13 protein-coding genes are annotated in these 17,481 nt (G+C 68.3%); 5 read left to right on the top strand and 8 right to left on the bottom strand.

What is annotated here, in order from left to right:
- The gene (locus ACXKZB_RS03355) at positions 1–741 is read left to right on the top strand and encodes an SOS response-associated peptidase (protein ID WP_488824709.1); all 741 of its coding nucleotides are present in this window, start codon (positions 1–3) and stop codon (positions 739–741) included.
- A 114-nt stretch (positions 742–855) separates the two neighbouring features.
- Here ACXKZB_RS03355 and ACXKZB_RS03350 read toward each other — a convergent pair whose 3' ends face one another.
- From ACXKZB_RS03350 to ACXKZB_RS03340, 3 genes are all read right to left on the bottom strand, one after another.
- The gene (locus ACXKZB_RS03350; protein WP_488824708.1) at positions 856–6,435 is read right to left on the bottom strand and encodes an Ig-like domain-containing protein; all 5,580 of its coding nucleotides are present in this window, start codon (positions 6,433–6,435) and stop codon (positions 856–858) included.
- A gap of 243 nt (positions 6,436–6,678) precedes the next feature.
- Positions 6,679–7,008: a hypothetical protein gene (locus ACXKZB_RS03345; protein ID WP_123310333.1), complete on the bottom strand. Its 330-nt coding sequence runs from the start codon at positions 7,006–7,008 to the stop codon at positions 6,679–6,681.
- A 105-nt stretch (positions 7,009–7,113) separates the two neighbouring features.
- Positions 7,114–7,443 carry a hypothetical protein gene (locus ACXKZB_RS03340; protein ID WP_123310335.1) on the bottom strand — a complete coding sequence of 110 codons (330 nt, stop codon included), beginning with the start codon at positions 7,441–7,443 and terminating at the stop codon, positions 7,114–7,116.
- A 260-nt stretch (positions 7,444–7,703) separates the two neighbouring features.
- Between ACXKZB_RS03340 and ACXKZB_RS03335 the strand changes: the two genes are divergently transcribed.
- Positions 7,704–8,174 (top strand): VanZ family protein, encoded by a 471-nt coding sequence (locus ACXKZB_RS03335; RefSeq protein WP_488824707.1) that lies wholly within the window; start codon positions 7,704–7,706, stop codon positions 8,172–8,174.
- A 64-nt stretch (positions 8,175–8,238) separates the two neighbouring features.
- Here ACXKZB_RS03335 and ACXKZB_RS03330 read toward each other — a convergent pair whose 3' ends face one another.
- Positions 8,239–8,799, bottom strand: a complete 561-nt coding sequence (locus tag ACXKZB_RS03330) for a sortase (protein WP_488824706.1) — start codon at positions 8,797–8,799, stop codon at positions 8,239–8,241.
- A gap of 107 nt (positions 8,800–8,906) precedes the next feature.
- Positions 8,907–10,721 (bottom strand): DUF4012 domain-containing protein, encoded by a 1,815-nt coding sequence (locus ACXKZB_RS03325; protein ID WP_488824705.1) that lies wholly within the window; start codon positions 10,719–10,721, stop codon positions 8,907–8,909.
- A 91-nt stretch (positions 10,722–10,812) separates the two neighbouring features.
- Between ACXKZB_RS03325 and ACXKZB_RS03320 the strand changes: the two genes are divergently transcribed.
- From ACXKZB_RS03320 to ACXKZB_RS03310, 3 genes are all read left to right on the top strand, one after another.
- A complete protein-coding gene (locus tag ACXKZB_RS03320) occupies positions 10,813–11,721 on the top strand; it encodes a glycosyltransferase (protein ID WP_488824704.1) in 909 nt (302 codons plus the stop codon).
- Positions 11,714–12,919 carry an MATE family efflux transporter gene (locus tag ACXKZB_RS03315; protein ID WP_488824703.1) on the top strand — a complete coding sequence of 402 codons (1,206 nt, stop codon included), beginning with the start codon at positions 11,714–11,716 and terminating at the stop codon, positions 12,917–12,919. Before ACXKZB_RS03320 ends, ACXKZB_RS03315 begins: the two co-directional genes overlap by 8 nt.
- A gap of 139 nt (positions 12,920–13,058) precedes the next feature.
- Entirely contained in the window at positions 13,059–13,601 is a 543-nt protein-coding gene (locus ACXKZB_RS03310) for an acyltransferase (RefSeq protein ID WP_488825948.1), read from the top strand.
- On the opposite strand, the gene ACXKZB_RS03305 is transcribed toward ACXKZB_RS03310, so the two are convergent.
- The 3 genes from ACXKZB_RS03305 to ACXKZB_RS03295 are packed head-to-tail and all read right to left on the bottom strand — an operon-like array spanning position 13,598 to position 17,456.
- Complete coding sequence (locus tag ACXKZB_RS03305; RefSeq protein WP_488824702.1) at positions 13,598–14,746, bottom strand: glycosyltransferase; 1,149 nt, start codon at positions 14,744–14,746, stop codon at positions 13,598–13,600. The genes ACXKZB_RS03310 and ACXKZB_RS03305 overlap by 4 nt on opposite strands.
- Positions 14,743–16,065: a hypothetical protein gene (locus ACXKZB_RS03300; RefSeq protein WP_488824701.1), complete on the bottom strand. Its 1,323-nt coding sequence runs from the start codon at positions 16,063–16,065 to the stop codon at positions 14,743–14,745. Before ACXKZB_RS03300 ends, ACXKZB_RS03305 begins: the two co-directional genes overlap by 4 nt.
- On the bottom strand, positions 16,062–17,456 hold the full coding sequence (locus tag ACXKZB_RS03295; RefSeq protein ID WP_488824700.1) for a sugar transferase: 1,395 nt from the start codon (positions 17,454–17,456) through the stop codon (positions 16,062–16,064). The genes ACXKZB_RS03300 and ACXKZB_RS03295 overlap by 4 nt, the downstream gene beginning before the upstream one ends.
- Positions 17,457–17,481: the final 25 nt, after the last annotated feature.

Raw genomic sequence — 17,481 nt, 5'->3', positions numbered from 1 at the left:
ATGTGTGGAAGGTTCGTCGTCTCCGACACCACGGCTGATCTGTTGCCCGAGCTCATGGGTGAGCTCGCGGCCCGGACGGAGCACGTCGACGAGGCCACGGGTGAGGTGCACGCCGGCCTCGCCCCGAGCTGGAACGTCGCCCCGACCGACCCCGTGTACGCCGTCCGCCAGCGGCACGGTGAACGGGAGCTGCCGCAGATCAGCTGGGGCTTCGTGCCGAGCTGGGCGAAGGACTTCCAGAAGCAGCGCCCGAAGCCGATCAACGCCCGCATCGAGACGGTCGCGACGAGCGGCATGTTCAAGCGGGCGTTCGCGACGAACCGGTGCATCGTTCCGGCGCAGGGCTACTACGAGTGGGTGGTGCGCGAGGACGGTAAGGAACCCCATTTCGTCCACGAGCCCGGTGGCGCCCTGGCGATGGCCGGGATCGTGAGCGCCTGGCCTGACCCGACGAAGCCCGAGGGCGACCCGGACAAGTGGCGGTTGTCGCTGGCGATCATCACGCGGGACGCGCACGTGGCCCCGGGCGAGGTGCACGACCGCATGCCGGCGTTCCTGACGCCCGACGGCTACGACGACTGGCTGCGCGGCGACGCCGGCGGGCTCGGCACCGACGACCTCCTCGCGCTCCTCGACCACGAGTCGCTGGCGGTCGCGGCAGGCCTGGAACAGTACGAGGTCGCGCGCACCGTGAACAGCGTGAAGAACGACGGCCCGCAGCTCATCGAACCCGTGGCGTAGCCAGCGGGTCGACGCGCGGCCGGGCGCGCACGCGACCGGGGCAGGAAGACGGGAGGCCCGGATCACGTGCGCCTGTCGGCTGACGTGATCCGGGCCTCCCGGTCGATCCCGGTGCTACGGACGCGCGCTGCGTCGGATGCCCGGCGCCGCTGCTTCGTCGGCGGTGCGCCGACGCATCGAGAGCAGGACACCCGCCAGGATCAGGGCGAGCGCTCCGAGGCCCAGGCCGACCAGGCCGGTGGTGCCGGTGAACGCGAGCTCCGCGACGTGGACCGCGGCGGCGACGCCCGTCGGGTAGGTGACCGTGATGGTCGCCGTGACGGTCTGGCCCTCGGTGTCGGTGACGGTGTAGCCGACGAACAGGGTGCCGGTGTGACCCGCTGCCGGGGTGAAGACGACCTGTCCGTGGTCGACGGTCCAGGTGCCCTCACTGTCGACGACCACGGAGTCGACGGGCTTGCCCGTCTTCGGGTCGATCAGGTGCAGCGTCGCCGTGTCGAACGCGGCGCCGCCGGTGCCGGAGTCGTTGTCGAGCGGGTCGATCGTGACATCGTGACCGACGATCCCGGTGGCGGAGTCGTCCGTCGCGACCGCGGCGGCGACGACCGTCATCGTGGCGGTGGCGGTGGCGGTCTGCCCCGAGGCGTCCGTCACCGTGTAGGCGAAGGTGTCCGTGCCGGTGAAGCCGGCGGCCGGGGTGTAGACGTACGCACCGGTGCGCTGGACCGTCACCGTGCCGTGGGCCGGCTTGCGGTCCAGGGCGGCGGTGAGGCCGGTGCCCTGGTCGTTGGCGAGCAGGCCGTGGGCGGCGTCACGAGCGATCGGGGTGCCGGCGATGGTGTGGCCGGCGTCCTTCGTCGCGTCGATGCCGACGGTGACGGTGACGGTCGCGTCGACCCGCTGACCGGAGGCGTCCTGCGCCCGGTAGGTCACGGTGTCGGTGCCGGAGAAGCCCTTCGCCGGGGTGTAGACGAACGTGCCGTCGGCGGCGATCGAGACCGTGCCGTGCTTCGCCGTGCCGGAGGTCACGACCGTCAGGTCGGTGCCGTGGTCGTTGCCGAGCACGCCGGGGCCCGCGACGGTGACCGGCTTGCCCGCTGTCGTGGCGGCCTTGTCGTCCGTCGCCGTGGGGGTGACGTCGATCACGACGAACGCGAGCGCGGAGTGTCCCTCGGCGTCGTTCGCGGCGTAGGTGAACCAGTCGCGGCCGGACCAGTCCGACGGCGGCGTGTAGACGTACGACCCGTTCTTCGCCAGCGCGAGTCGCCCGTGCTGCGGCTTCGTCTCCATCGATGCCCACAGGCCGGAACCGGAGTCGCCGACGAGGACGCCGTTAGCGGTGGACGCGCGCATCACCTGGTTGGTCGGCATGGTGTGCCACTGGTCGACGGCGGCGATGCCGACGAGGACCGTCACGGTCGCCGTCGTGGTCTGCCCGGAGCCGTCGGTGACGGTGTAGGTGAAGGTGTCCGTGCCGGAGAAGCCCTTCTCCGGCGTGTAGACGAGCGATCCGGGCTCGGTGCCTGCGGTCACGGCGCCGTGCGCGGCGGGACCGTGGCCGGTGACCGTGAGCGTGGTGCCGTGGTCGTTGCCCGTCAGGGTAGTCCCGGTGATCGGCAGTGCCGTGCCGGCGGTGGTGTGCAGGGCGTCTGCGACCGCGACGGGTGTGACCGTCACGGTGACGGTCGCCTTCGCGGTGCCGCCGGTCGGGTCGGTCACCGTGTAGGTGAAGGTGTCCGTGCCGGAGAAGCCGTCGGCCGGCGTGTAGGTGACGGTGCCGGTCCCGGTGATCGCCGCGGCGCCGTGTCCGGGCTCGGTCACCGCGGTGACGGCGAGCTTCGTGCCGGAGTCGTTGCCCGTGACCGCGACGTCGACCGGGGTCGAGGCGGTGGTGGTCGCGGTGTCGGCGACGGCCTTCGGGGCGACGACGATCGTCACGGTGCCGGTGGTGGTGCCGCCGGCGCCGTCGGTGACGGTGTAGTCGAACGAGTCCGGACCGGAGTACCCGGGCTTGGGGGTGTAGGTGTAGCCGCCGTCCTTGTCGACGACGACGTCTCCGTGCGACGGCTCGGTGTTGTCCGTGACCTGCAGGTCGGTGCCGGTCGCGCCGTCGAGCACGCCCTTGTCGGCTGGCACGGTGATGGAACCGTCGGCGTCGGCGGTGGTCGAGCCGCCCGCCGTGACGGGGGTGACCCGGACGGAGACGGTGCCGGTGTTCGTGAGGCCGTTGCGGTCCGTGACCGTGTACGTGAACTCGTCGGTCCCGGAGAAGCCCGGCTTCGGCGTGTACGTGACGGTGCCGTCGTCGTTCCGGACCGCGGTGCCGTTCGTGCCGCTCTTGCCGACGGGGATGTCGAGCACGGACAGCCCGGTGCCGTGGTCGTTGCCGGTCAGATCGGCCGAGGTGACCGTCGTGCTGCGGCCTGCCTTGACCGTGATCTCGTCGGGTTCGGTGCCGGGCGTGACCGTGATGGTCACCACACCCGTGGCCGTCCCGCCGGAGGGGTCCTTCGCCGTGTAGGTGAAGGTGTCCGTGCCCGAGAAGCCGTCCCTCGGGGTGTACGTGTACGACCCGTCCGCCGCCAGCTCGAGGTCACCGTGCCCGGGCTCGAGGTCGACCGTGGCGGTGAGCTTCGTGCCCGCGTCGTTGGCGAGCACGCCCTTGCGGTCGTCGCCGTCCCCGCCCACGGTCAGCGTGGTGCCGGCGGTGGCGGTCGCGGTGTCCGGGGTGGCCATCGGGCCGACGACGACGGTGATCGTGCCGGTCGTGGTCTGGCCGGAGCCGTCCCGCACCGTGTACGAGACGGTGTCGGTGCCGGAGAACCCGGGCTTCGGCGTGTACGTGATCGTGCCCGTCGCCGGGTCGATCGTGGCGTCGCCGTGCGTGGTGCCGTCGGCGTCCGGCACGGCGGCCGCGTCGGTGACGGTCAGGCCGGTGCCCGCGTCGTTCTTCGTCAGCGTCGCGGGTGCGATGGTCGTCGCCTCGCCGGACTTCGTCGACACGGTGTCACCGTTCGCGACCGGCTTGACCGTGACGGTGACCGTCGCCGGGCCGGTGGTGACCTCCGAGCCGTCGGTCACCGTGTAGGTGAACGAGTCGGTGCCCGAGAAGCCAGCCGTCGGCGTGTAGTCGACGGTGCCGTCCTCGGCCACCACGGCGGTGCCGTTCGAGGGGCCGGTGACGATCGTGGTGAGCAGGTCCGAGCCGCGGTCGTTGTGCTGCACGTCGACGTTCACCGGGGTGCCGGCGTCGGTCGTCGTGGCGTCGTTCGCGATCGTCGGGTTGACCGTGATGGACACCGTCGCGGACGTCGGCGCACCGGCGGTGTCCGTCGCGGTGTACCGGAATGAGTCCGTGCCCGAGAAACCGTCGGCCGGCGTGTAGGTGATGGCCCCGGTCGCCGTGTCGAGGGTGAGCTCCCCGTGTGCGGGCTTCGTGTTCGACGAGACGGTCAGGCCGGTGCCGAGGTCGTTGCCGAGGACGCCGGTGGCACGGGTGCCGGCGGTGTACGTGGTGCCGGCGGCGACGCGGACGGTGTCGTCCTTCGCCAGCGGAGCGACCTGCACGGTCACGGTGACGGTGTCGGTCTTCCCGTTGCCGTCGGTGACGGTGTACGTGAAGGAGTCCGGGCCGGAGTAGCCGGTGGTCGGGGTGTAGGTGTAGCTGCCGTCCTTCGCGACGACGACGTCACCGTGGGCGGGCTTGGTGCTGCCCGTCACGGTCAGGTCCGAGCCGAGGTCGTTGGCGAGCAGGCCGGGGGCGGTGCCGGGGGCGCCGGTGCCGGGGGTGCCGGTGCCGGGGGTGCCGGTGCCGGGGGTGCCGGTGCCGGTGCCGCTTCCGCTTCCGCTGATCGGCGAGCCGGCCGTCGCCGTGACGGTGTCGGCGACCGCGGTCGGCAGCACCGTGATGGTGACCGTGCCGGTGATCGTCGCGCCGTCAGCGTCCTTCGCCGTGTACGTGAACGAGTCCGGGCCGGAGTAACCGGCAGCCGGGGTGTACGAGTACGAACCGTCCTGCTCGACGGTCAGGTCACCGTGGGCGGGCTTCGTGTTGCCCGTGACCGTCAGGCCGGTGCCGTGGTCGTTCGCGAGCAGACCCGTCTTGGCGTCCGCAGTCGCGGTCTGCCCGGCGTGCACGCTGAACGCGTCGTCGGTGCCCGCCGGGGCGACGGTGATCGTCACCGTGCTGGTCGACGTCTGGCCGGACGAGTCCTTCGCCGTGTACTGGAAGGTGTCCGTGCCGGAGAAGCCGTCGGCCGGGGTGTACGTGTACGAGCCGTCGGGGTTCACCGTCGCCGTGCCGTGGGCCGGTGTGGTGTTCGACACGACGGACAGGCCGGTGCCGCTGTCGTTCGCCAGGACGCCCTTCGCGGGCACGGTGAGCTTCGTGCCGTTCGGCGTGTTGCCGGTGTCCGAGGTCGTGGTCACGTGGACGGCCTTGAGCGTGTTGGTGAAGGTGACCATGACGTCGGTGCCGTCGGCGGTCGTGGCGGCGGGGAACGTGAAGGTGCCGGTGTTCCCCTTGCCGTCGGCGACCAGCGCGCCGGTCGTCTGGTTCCGTGCCACCCACGACGTGCTGTAGTTCGCCAGGTCGGTGGTGCCCGAGGCGGTCTGCGTGACCGTGTAGTCCTTGTTCGGCGTGCTCAGGACGGCGCCGGCTCGCTGCGACTGAACGCCGGTGTCCTTGCCGGTCGTCGTCGCCGAGGTGCCGGGCTTCGTGGGGTCGATGCCGCCGCCGGAGATGGCGAGGCCGAACTGGTCGCCCGCGTTCCAGCGCTTGTCGACGCTCGCCTCACCGGTGACGGTGTCGGCGTAGTTGCAGCTGGCCAGGTCGGTGGCGGCGTAGTTGCCGACGATCGGGAAGCTGCGGACCTGCGCACCCGAGGTGGGGTCGAGCTGGTAGATCGTGGTCGTGGACACGTTGTTCGCCGTCACGGTGTTCGACACGTACAGGTAGCCGTCGGACGAGAACGCGATGCCCGGGCTGCTGGTGCCTGCCGGCAGGGTCGCGATCGCGGAGGTCGACATGGCGGTGTTGCCCGGGGCGCTCGGGACCTCGTCGGTGTTGACGCGGTAGACCGTGTCGGCCGCGACGACGAAGAACAGGCCGCGCGAGCTGAACGCGAAGTCACCGTTGCCGGACTTCAGGCCGTTGATCTGGCCGACCTGGCCGAGGTACGTGCTCGTGGCCGGGTCGTAGGCACCGAGCCACCCGGCGTTGTCGCCGTAGTAGTAGATGCCGTTCTTCGGGTTCACCGCACCGCGGATCACGACGCGTTTCTGGTCCGTGGCGATCGGATCCGACGCGGTCCCGTCCTTCGGGTTGAACTGCCGGAGCGTGGCGCTGACGTTGTTCGACGCGGCGAACATCGACAGGCCCTCACGCGAGATACCGAGACCGTTGTTCGCGCCGGTACCGAGGTTCGTGACGTCGGCGGTCGTGCCCTTGGAGTCACCCGTGGTGATGTCCACTGCGACGACCTTGCCCGTGCTGTCGATGGCGTAGAGCGTGTTCTGGTCACACACCAGTGCACCGTTCGAGATGGCGGTGACGGCCGACGCAGGCTCGGCGGCGATGACCGCAGTGGTCGTCGAGAGCCCGGCGCCGACGAGCAGCGCGGCGCCGAACATGGCGACGGTTCGGACGCCGAAGCGGCGTCGAGGCACAGCGGTGCCCTGGGAAGCAGGCAGCATGATCACTTTCGGGTCGAGACGATGCGAGCGCCTGATCCACGGCCGTCGGTTCAGGGAGGACGGTCGGTGGCGCCGGGTCGATACTGGCAGGTCTCGATACCGAAATGGGGACAGGGCGGGTCCCCAATAGGGGGGACCACTCGTTGTGGGGGTAGCCGCCCCTCAGGCCCGCGTCACCCGCTCGGGGCACACGAAAACCCCACCGGATCCGGTGGGGTTTCGGGGTTCGCCGGGTTCAGCGCGTCAGACAGCCTGCCGGATCACGTCCGGCAGCAGCACGTGCAGCCGCTCGGCGAGACGCGTCTTCGCCTCGTCGAGGGACCGGAAGTCCCCCACGTACTCGCCGAACGTGTCGGCGACGAAGAAGTGCGTGCCCTGGCGGTCGACGGTGCCGCCGTAGTAGCCGCCGTAGTTGGCGACCCAGAGCCCGGTGTCGGGCTGCGCCCAGCTGATGCGGACGCGCTCGGGCGCCGTGTCGGCGACGACCTGCGCCTCGATCTCGGCGATGACCTCGATCGTCCGGGTGTCCAGCGTCACTTCGGCCTGCTGGGGGTGATCGGTGGTCATGCTCATGGTCGTGCTCCTTCGGGCTGTGCTGCGTACTGGTGCTGCGGGCGTCGCGGACGCCGATGGTGCTGAGTGGTGCGGGCGCTGACGGCGCCGGTGGTGCGGTGGCGCCTACTCGACCGGTCGGATGACCGACGGGAGCATCACGTGGAGCTGGTCCTCGAGCTTGGTCTGCGCTTCTTCGAGCGTGGCGAACTCACCGACGACGAGGCCGAAGGTGTCCGAGGCGACGAACCGGCCGTCACGCTTGTCGACGCTGCCGCCGAAGTACCCGCCGTAGCCGGCGATCCACTCGCCCTGGTCTTCCTGCACCCAGGTGACCTTGGCGCGGGTCGGACGGGTCGAGGTCGCTGCGGCGGCTTCGAGGATCGCGATGGTGTCGACCGTGTCGGTGTCGAGGGTGACCTCGGCCTGCGTCTGGTTGTTGACGATGGTGGTCATGTCGCTCTCCTTCACGATCCGGGGTACATCTGCTGACACCAGAACGCTACGAGAACCACGACCCGAACCGCCAGCGAGGCCCGTCGATTCACGGGTTCCGTCAATGCGACTGATCGAGCTCCCCCGGATTTCCGGGGTGGTGTGACGTCTTTCCGGGGTACACGTTTCAGATCGGGGTACTCGTTTTCCGGACCTCCGAGATGCGTCACGGAGTGACGGAGACGCCCATCCGGGAGGCCCGACTCATTACCGTCGGTCGGGTGACCTCCGACAGTCCCCGCGATCCAGGGCGCGCCCCGGCCACCGGACGCAGCCGCCGGGTGGCAACGTGGCTCGCCGCCGCCTACGGCGTCGCGGTGGTGCTCGTCGGGTTCTGGGGTTCACCCGTCGACGCGGCAGCCGGTCCGACGCTCGACCGGGTGATCGCGATCGCCCATCACCACGGGGCCCCCGACTGGTTCGGCTACGGCACGATCGAGTCGCTGTCGAACGTGGTCTTCTTCGTCCCGTTGGGCCTGCTCGTGGTCCTGGTCGCGGGCGCTCGGTGGTGGTGGGCCAGTGCGGCTGCGGGCCTGGTCATCAGCGTCGGCATCGAGACCGGCCAGGCGCTCTTCCTGCCCGCTCGCACCGCTTCAGTGGCCGACGTGCTGGCGAACGGCCTGGGCACGGTCCTCGGAGCCGTCCTGGGCGTCCTGGCGCTCGCGTGGGCGGCACACCGCCGGCGTCACTGACGCGCGGACACGACGAAGCCCCCGGAGCGATGCGCTCCGGGGGCTTCGTTCAGTAGCTCGAGACTCAGACGGACTCGCGCTGGCGACGGACCGAGGTGCGGACCAGCAGCAGGCCGCCACCGAGGACGACGGCACCGCCGGCGATCCAGATCGCGAGCATCGAGATCGTGGAACCGGTGAAGGCGAGCTCGCCGTTGCCGTTGGTGCCGGCAGCAGCGGCCGGGACGACGGCGGTGCCGTCAGCCGGGACGACGGTCAGGGCAGAGGTGGCCACGTTACCCGAGGTGGCTCCGGTCGCGGTGAGCGAGTAGGTGCCCGATGCGCCCTGCGGCAGCGTGACGGAGACCGAAGCGGCACCGGTCGAGGAGGCCGTGTAGGTCTTCGAGACGGTGGTGATGGGCAGCGCGCCCAGCGTGACGGCGCCAGCACCGGTCACGGAGACGGAGACCGTCTCGTTGGCGACGAACGAACCGGCGGCGAAGCCGACAGTCGCGGTGCCACCGGCGACAGCCGGACCCGAGACGCTGACGTTCGACGCGGGCACGTAGCCGGCGGCGTTTGCAGCGGACGGAACGGCAACGAACGCAGCAGCGGCCAGGACGACCGCAGCGATGATCTTCTTCATGGATGTGTCCCCTAGACCCTGATGGCTCCGCACGTGGACCCTGATGTCTCCGGCGGATGAAAGTGCGATCAGCCCCCCGTACTTGCAGGCGCGATTGCGAAGTGGGCTCAATCTACCGGGGATTCACAGCTGGTGACCAGGGGTTGTGTAACGGCCTGGTGAACTCCGGGGGTCGACACTGCGTCCACCGGCGTGCGGCCCTGGTCGGCCCCGCCGAGGTACTGCACCCGGATCGTCGTGCTTTTCCCTGGTGAGAGGGTGGTCTGGAACTGCGCGACAGGATGGTCGCCGTCCATCGCCGTCTGTGGAGACGCGGTCTTGCCATCCTGAGTGGATGTGACGTACACCCCTGAAGAGGGGGCGTAGACGACGACGTTTGTCCGGACTACGCCAGGCGCGACGCCGAACGCACCGGCTCCGGTGACGTACTCCGGCAGGCTGGTCGCCGCATCGGCCGGAGCGGTGCTCGTGAGCTTGACCTCGACCGTCCACGTCGGCCGACCGTCCTTCCGGCACACCTCGCTGCCGACCGAGACGGTCTTCTCGAGGTAGTAGTCCATCTTCGCGCCGGTGGCGTCGTTCAGGTAGACGCCGAACTGCTGCGAGCTCGAGTCGCTCGTCGGCAGACCCCCAGCGATGGCCGTCCCGGTGAGCTCCGCCTGCTCGCCCTTGTCGGCGCTCCAGAGCTTGACCCGTCCTTCGTCGACGCCCGTCGTCAGCGCCGCGATGAACTCCTTCGGGTCGAAGCCGCCCTCGGACACCTTCGTGAACACCGCGCTGGCTGCCGACGCGAAGAACAGGTCCTGCACCGCCGGGTCCGGGTACTTCGCGTACGCGTCGCTGAGCAGCAGCTGCACCGCGTTGTCCGACGTCAGCCGATCCCCCGTCGGCAGGTCGACTGGGCCTGTCGCCTTGAGGATGTAGCCGAGCGTCACCGGGTCGATCGACAGCACGCCGTCGACCCGCTGCCCGAACTGCCGCTTCCACATCTCGCGCGCGAGCTTCGCCGAGGTGTCGAACCGGGGCGTCAGCGTGACGTCCTGGATGAACTCCCCCGTGATCGAGCCGTAGAGGCCCTGCGTGTCCGTGGTCAGCGGCAGCACCGGGTCGTCTGTCTGGGGGAAGTCCGACGTCGATGCCTGCTGCCCGAGCGAGATCGCGCCGTCCTCGACGTCCAACAGCGCCACGGCTCCGGGGATCCCCCCGCCGGCACGCAGCTCCGCGTTGTTCTGGAAGAGCACGAGGTACTGCTTCGCGCCACCGTCGCCGAGCATCGCCGGCGCCAGCTGCACCACCTTGTCCGCGACGGCCGCCTGTTCCGACACTGACGCCAAGGAGGCCCGGAGCTGGTTCACGGCGTCCGTCACGGCCGACACGGTGTCACCGGTGTCGATCCGGTCGGCCGCGCGGGTCGCCTTGCCGAGCGCGGTGGTCGCCTTCGCGACCGCCGGCTGTGCCGCCACGAGCGGCTGCAGGTCGATCTTGCCGTCCTCGGGTTTGAACGCGTCGACGTCCACGTCGCCGAGGACCCCGGCGACCGGACGGACGGCGTCGGTCGCCACGTCGTCGACGATCGCCGACACCTGGCGAACGGCGCGCAGGTTGCCGCCGATGAACGGCGTGTGCTCGAAGGCGGCCCACACCGGGTCGCTCGTCTTCGCCCGAGCATCGGCGGCACTCGCCTCGAGCTTCGCCGCCGTTCGCTGCGCCGCTGCCGTGTTGCCCTTCGCCAACTGCGACCGCAAGGTCTCGACGTGCGCGACGGACGACTCGAGGTCCTGCTTCGCCAGCGCTCCGCGGATCGCCACCCAGGCGACCGCGGCGATCACGAGCAGGACGACGAAGAGGACGCCCCACAGGACCCAGCGCCGTCGAGGCCCTCGGGACCGAGCAGGACGTCGAGACTCGGGTTCGTCCGACATGGGCTCAGCTTACGATGAGACGCAGCCTGAACCAGGGCCTGCACCGAACGGGGCGCACCTGTCCGTTCGAATGACGCGAGGACTGTGCCCTATGACCGAACGCCGATGCGTTGTGCTCTCGGTGATGTACAACAACGAGGCCACCATCGCGACGATGATCCGGTCGTTGCGTCCCGATCGAAATGCGATCGCGCAGGTTGTCCTCGTCGACAACGGTTCCACGGATCGAAGCGTCGAAGTCGCCGAGCAGGAACTCGCGACTGCCGGGTTCTCGTCAGTCGTGGTGCGCTCCATCAACACGGGGTTCGCAGGAGGCTATGAGACCGCACGACGAGCAGTGGCCGAAGACGGCACACTCTTGTGCGTGAACCCGGACGTCGAGCTGGGCGCGGGAGTGTTGCAACGCCTCCTGGAGGCAGCGTCGCGTCCGGGAGTTGGGATCGCAACCGCGCCCTTGCGAAACCTCGAAGGGGTCGAGGACAGTGCGTCGCGGCGTCGGCTTCCGACCCTCGCTGGCGCGTCGGCGTACGCCGTCATCGGCAAGCTCCTACCGGCCTCCCTACGGTACAACTCCGTGCGTCGAGACGACCTGTCATCCGGTCTGATCCTTGCCGACGGGACGCGGACGACGCTCGTGGAGGCAACCACTGGTGCGCTCATGATGCTCTCTCCGGAGTTCCGGACCGCCGCTTCCACGATCTTCGATCTGGACTACTGGATGTACGGCGAGGATCTCCAGCTCTGCTTGGACGCACAGCGGCAACGGTTGTCGGTCCTCATGATCGAGACGGTCGCTTCGACGCACATCAAGGGCGTGTCGAGTGGGCTCCCCCGGTCGCGTCAGTCGGACCGGGCGTTCCACGACGCCCTCTTCACCTATTACCGGAAGAACCTGCGCCGCAATCGATCGGAGGAAGCCGTCGTCCGACTTGCCATCGAACTGCGCTTCCACCAGTCGCGTCTCCGCTCCTGGGCGGCCGGGCGGCGAACGCGTGGGTGAGTCAGGCGAGGACGCGCCGCGCTGGCAACGGTATCTCCCGATCGCCACGATCCTCGTGGGTCTCCTCCCGATTCTGCTCGCGCCCCTCCGAGCGCGCGAGCTGAGTCCGGACGGACGAGGGGAGTTTGCGTTCTTCCAATCGGCATTCACCATCATCAGCGCGGCCGGGGCCCTCGGCGCACGCCATGCCTACTACGCGATGCGAGGAGCCGGTCAGTTGGACGCGCCCGTGCTCGGCAAGCAGGCCGCTGGATCATCATGGGTGGCCTCGGTCGCCGTCGGTATCCCACTCGTCGCCATCAGCTGGTTCCAGCACTCTGCGGCGACGACCGCACTCATCGTCCTCACCTTCGCCGCAGGCCCACTGCATCTCTTCGTCCAACTCCAGCTCGCACGAGCGCAGCATGACGGCAAGGTCGTGCGTGTCTCACTCACCACGGGTGTGCCCGCTCTCTGGGAGTTCTTCGCCAACATCATCCTGTTCCTCACCCATGCGATGACGGTCCTCACCGTGTCGATCGCCACCGCGGCAGCCGAGGTCCTCCGAGGGCTCGTGTCCGTCCGGCGGCGCGTGAGGTACGCGGGTGACCTGAGAGCGCTTCGTCGTCGGTACAACCGCCAGCTGTGGCGCTACGCACCGGTCGGGGTCATGCCCATGCTCGTGGGGAACGTTGACGTCATCGTCTATGGCGCCTTGCTCCCGCAGACACAGCTCGGCTACTACGCCGTAGCGAAACTCGCCGTCACGCTCCTCGTGTTCGCGACCGTCGTCGTCGAGGGCCGCTTCCTCACCTCGGACCGGCGGTTTGCGAGGTCGGCGGGCCTCACGTTGTCGCTCCTGGCGATCACAGCCGCGGTGGGAGGCATCGCCGGGACCGTTCTCGTTCCGGTCCTGTTCGGGAACGAGTACGGACCCGCCGCCGACATCTTCGGCGTCATGGCCGGAGCAGGATTCGTCGGCGGAGCACATGTGCTCTTCACCGCGCGCGCGGCGAGTCTGCAGCTCGGCGCACTCGCTCTGTCGAGTTCGACCTCGGTCTTCGTCGTGACGGCCTCGGCAGCAGTCACCGTGGCATCCGTCACTCAGGACCTTCGGTGGCTCGCGTTGCCGATCGGCGCCGGCTACGCAGTGGGTCTCGCCATACTGGTGACGGGACTTCTCCGCCGCCCGACACAACAATCCCTCGAAGGAGTCTGACGTGCTTCGACGTCTCATCGACACACTCCGACCGTCGAACAGTGAGCTGGCACGACGCGTACCCAACCATGTCCTTCTCGGTTGGTACTTCCGGAAGGCTGCTGGTCCAACGCTGCGAGGCCTCATCCAGTCTCCGTTCATGGGATCGGTGCGGCTCCCCATCTTCATCGGACGTTCAACGTCGATCTCCTACCGACGCAAGCTGTTCCTCGGTCGCGGAGTCTCACTCGGCGCGAACAGCACCGTCCAGGCGTTCTCCTCGCAAGGTGTCCGGATAGCGAGCCGAGTGACGATCAGGGAACGCGCGTGGATCCAGTGTTCGTCGCACCCTTCGATGCCGGGCGTGGGTCTGTCCATCGGCGCCGGCACCTACATCGGGCCCGGAGCAACGATCGGCGTCGGAGGTCCAGTCCACATTGGCGCCGGGTGCCAGATCGGAGCGAACTTCACGGTCGTGTCCGAGAACCACGCGGATTCTCCGTCCGGACGACCGAGCAAGACCGAAGTAACTCGGGTCGGAGTCAGGATCGCTAATGACTGCTGGATCGGGCATGGAGTCACAGTCCTCGACGGCGTCGAACTCGGCGAAGGATGCACCGTCGGCGCAGGAGCGGTCGTGACGAGGTCGTTCGCGGCCGGCGCACGAATCGCTGGGGTGCCCGCCAGACTGCTGGACTCCTAGCTCCTCGCGGTTCTTCCGACGAGCGAGCGGTTGTACTCGGCCTCAATCCTTGACGCTGCCCCTTCCCAACTCCAGGGGTAGTCGAGGATCGGCGGGACTTCGGCGGAACCGAGTAGCGCTTCCGCATCCTCGAGCATGCGACCCACGTCGTCGTTTCGGACCCCGACGAAACCCTCGCCGAGGTACTCGGCTGAATTCCCGGCTCGCTCGCTCGCAACGACCCAGGTTCCTCGCGCAGCAGCCTCGAGTTCGACGAGACTCTGCACCTCCACCCAAGAAGCATTGAGCAGCACCTTCGATGAGGCGACCTCGCGGAGGACCGCCTCGTGGCTCTGCCCGCCTGTCCACTCGACGTTGGGCAACGTCGCTACGAGCGACCGGAACTCCTTCCCGAAGGGCGTTTCGGCCGTTTGGAGCGGACCGACCATTCGGATCCGGCACGCGACACGTGAAGCAGCACGCGCGATGTCGAGTTGCCGTTTCCGAGGCTCGATACGGCCCACCACGACGATCACGTCTTCGCGGTCTTCCCACGCGACTGCTGCTTCCTCTGTCGGGGGCAGTCCGTTCGGCGTCAGCACTCCGTTCCGACCGGACCAGAGCATGTCCTGTCGGAGGTGCTCGCCCTCCCCCTCCGCGAGGAGGAACACCGCCTCGACACCGTCGAGTGCCCGCCCGAGGTGACGCCAACAACCGACGATCGACGGGACGAGCAAGAGAGCGGACCACAGCACCACCAGCGCGCCGACAAGGCCGTCCGACCGACGCAGACTCCGCACAACGAACGCCAAATACTCACGTGCACTTTCCGGAAGGACCCTGCCGACGAGCGACCTTGCTCCGAGACCGCGCTCCGCCGCTCGCATCCTCCGGATCGCTGACAACGAGTGGTGGATCGCCGAGACGAACACCGGTCGATCGCGAGCCTTCCGGATCGTGACGATCGCATCGAAGGGCCGGTCGACGTTGACGAGGTGAACGACCGCGTCCGGCCGGAGGGTCATCGACGGAGCGAACGGGACGATCCGGACATCCCAGCCGAATTTCGACAGGAAGGCCCCGTACATCTCGACCTGCGTCAGGTCTCCGCCACCCTTGACCTCGCTGTCGTCCCTAACGACGAAATCGACTTTTCGACTTTTCATGTCGTCGGGTCCTTCCGGTTGGCGCTCCGGTGCACTGCGAGCGCGAGCAGCATCCAAAGGAAGAGCATGGGCCGCTCTGCGTAGAAGAGGTCAATGAAGACGGCACCGACGAAGAGGCTCGCTGCTGCTCCAACGAACCACGGAGGAGATCGACGAACCCAGCCCCGGAACATGAACAGCCATACTCCGATCCCGACCAGCCCCGATTCGACAGCGATACGGAGGTACGCTCCGTCCACGGAAGGCCCGGCGAACGAGGGCCCGAGGCCGAGGGCGAGACGCTCCGGGGACCGAGTGAGCTCGTTGAGCAGCAGGTTCCAGCGGTAGAACCGCACTTCGTTACTGGCGTCTCCGCTCGTGACGTTGTCGAGCACGGTGTCGCCGATGGCGTCATAGGCAGTCGCTGCGTACTGGTCACTGTTGTCGGAGCGGGGAGTGATCGCGGCGAGCTGACGTCCCGCGCTCCAAGAATCCGAGATCGAGGTCGACTGTGTCCGGTCCACCGCCGGCACGATCAGTTGCGACGCGATCATTGGGAGTGCGAGCACCACCGCGACCGCCGCGACGGTCAGCGCGACGACAGACTCCGGCCGCGGTGAAGGCCGCCGGACGACGGGTGAACTACCACGGCGCAGCGCGTACGCCAGCCCCATGACGGCCAGACCCACAATCACCCCGATGATCGAGACTCGCGACAGCGACATAAGCAGGCCCGCCCCGGCGAACATCGTCAACACCAGACGTCGCTCGCTCAGCCAGAAACACACCAGCATCGCCATGATGGCTCCGAGTTCGTACGGACCATTCGTCAGACCGGCCCCCCGTTCAAGGGAGAACGCCGAGAATCCGATATTGAATCCGAAGAGGAACTGCGCCATGGCAACGAGCGTGTGCGCGACGGTCGCGACGGCAAGAACACGCAGCAGTGCTGTCTCAGCGGCACGGCCGCCTCGCGCCAGAAGCAGCAGCACCAGCGGGAAGACGGCCCAGTACTCGAAAGGCCGGATCGCGTAGAGGATGGACGGAGCAAGACGCACCGTCCCCGAGGCCACTCCCACGCCTGCAGCGACCAACGAGACACACGTCACAACGCCGATGCCGCCGCGGCCCGTAATCAGCGGGCGAACAACTCGCCATCGTGCGATGACGACGACGAGTGCCGCAGCCAAGAGAGCGTCCTCAACCCTGACCGAGGACCCGGCGAAGGCGACGACATCGACACGAGGGCCTGCCATCAGCCAGAGCAGACCGATCAGCGTCAGGACCGACGCGGCCGACAACCATGACCGTGCCTCGATCTGCGTCCCCTTGACTTTCAATGCGCATCACCCCCCGGTGTCAACACCGCGCGGACCGTCTTCCACAAGATGACCAGATCGCCGGTCATCGACCAATTCTCGACGTAGTACAGGTCGAGACGGATGGCGTCTTCCCAACCGAGGGACGAACGTCCGCCGACCTGCCACAAACCACTCATTCCCGGCTTGAGCAGGAGGCGTCGCCGAGCGGCGTCGTCGTAGAGAGCTACTTCGCCCTCCCGCTGTGGGCGGGGACCGACGAGGCTCATCGTCCCGAACAGGACGTTGAAGAGTTGCGGGAACTCGTCGAGGGAGTGCTTCCGAAGGAAGTGGCCAATCGACGTCACACGGGGATCGTTCTCAACCTTGAACAGTGGCGTGTCGGATGTACCCTGCCGTTCGAGCAGTGCCGCGAGTTCATCGTCTGCGTTCACCCGCATGGATCGAAACTTGAGCATGTGGAACGGTTCGCCGTTCTGGCCGATGCGTTCCTGCCGGTACAGGACCGGCCCGCTGCTGGTGGTCTTCACCGCGAGCGCGATCGCGACAAGCACCGGCGAGAGTGCGGCCGTCAGCAGCGTCGCTCCTACGAGGTCGAAGGCGCGCTTGAGGAAATGAGTTGCTCCTTCGTAACGCGGCATCTCCACGTGGATGAGCGGCAACCCCGCGACCGGACGGGTGTGGATGCGCGGCCCGTTGACCTGCGTGAGGCTCGGCGCGACGATCAAGTGCTGTCGGCCGCCCTCCAGCCCCCAGCTCAGCTCACGGACGGCCTGTGCGCCGAGTTCCTCGGAGCTCGTCACAGCGACCGTGTCGGCGCCGGTTGAACTCAGAGATGCGAGCGCATCGGTGATGCTGCCGACGACTGGGACCCGCGACTTGCCGATCGTCTCCCCGACCGGCACGTCCGGGACGCAGGCGGCGACGACGCGGTAACCCTCTTCCGGATGCCGGGCGAGTTCTTCGGCAAGGTGCTCAACACTCGATCGCGAACCGACCAGCAGCACCTTTGCCGAGTAATTACCGTTCCAACGCTGGGCGTTCAGCCATTGCCTCCAGATCCACCGGCTGAACACGAGGACAATCGTGCCGAGCGGAAAGGCGATAAAGACATACCCGCGGGCGAGGTCGATCTTGAACACGTACGCGACGATGGCGACGAACGCGAAGAGACGGATCGAGGCGTCAACGATCCGCCGGTACTCCCCTGATCCGGTTCCCACGTACCGGTGGTCACGAGTGTCGAAGACGGCGAGGACGACGAGCCAGGCGACGATGATTGCAAGCGAGACAGCCGTGTACCCGATGGCCAGGTCGGCGACGCTGCCGCTGACCGCCGCGCTGTCGAACCCGAACCAAGCGATCTGCACGCCGAAGACGACCCAGACGAGCACGAGGACGTCGGTGATCACGAGCCGCCGAGCGTAGTTCTTCGCC

This window comes from Curtobacterium sp. ABR8 (genome assembly GCF_057812125.1).
The sequence above is the reverse complement of the archived record's forward strand: the minus strand, read 5'-3'. Positions and strand labels throughout refer to the sequence as shown.

Coding starts and splice junctions, on each gene's coding strand:
- ACXKZB_RS03355 (WP_488824709.1), top strand. CDS start 1: ATGTGTGGAAGGTTCGTCGTCTCCGACACCACGGCTGATCTGTTGCCC.
- ACXKZB_RS03350 (WP_488824708.1), bottom strand. CDS start 6,435: ATGCTGCCTGCTTCCCAGGGCACCGCTGTGCCTCGACGCCGCTTCGGC.
- ACXKZB_RS03345 (WP_123310333.1), bottom strand. CDS start 7,008: ATGAGCATGACCACCGATCACCCCCAGCAGGCCGAAGTGACGCTGGAC.
- ACXKZB_RS03340 (WP_123310335.1), bottom strand. CDS start 7,443: ATGACCACCATCGTCAACAACCAGACGCAGGCCGAGGTCACCCTCGAC.
- ACXKZB_RS03330 (WP_488824706.1), bottom strand. CDS start 8,799: ATGAAGAAGATCATCGCTGCGGTCGTCCTGGCCGCTGCTGCGTTCGTT.
- ACXKZB_RS03325 (WP_488824705.1), bottom strand. CDS start 10,721: ATGTCGGACGAACCCGAGTCTCGACGTCCTGCTCGGTCCCGAGGGCCT.
- ACXKZB_RS03320 (WP_488824704.1), top strand. CDS start 10,813: ATGACCGAACGCCGATGCGTTGTGCTCTCGGTGATGTACAACAACGAG.
- ACXKZB_RS03310 (WP_488825948.1), top strand. CDS start 13,059: ATGGGATCGGTGCGGCTCCCCATCTTCATCGGACGTTCAACGTCGATC.
- ACXKZB_RS03305 (WP_488824702.1), bottom strand. CDS start 14,746: ATGAAAAGTCGAAAAGTCGATTTCGTCGTTAGGGACGACAGCGAGGTC.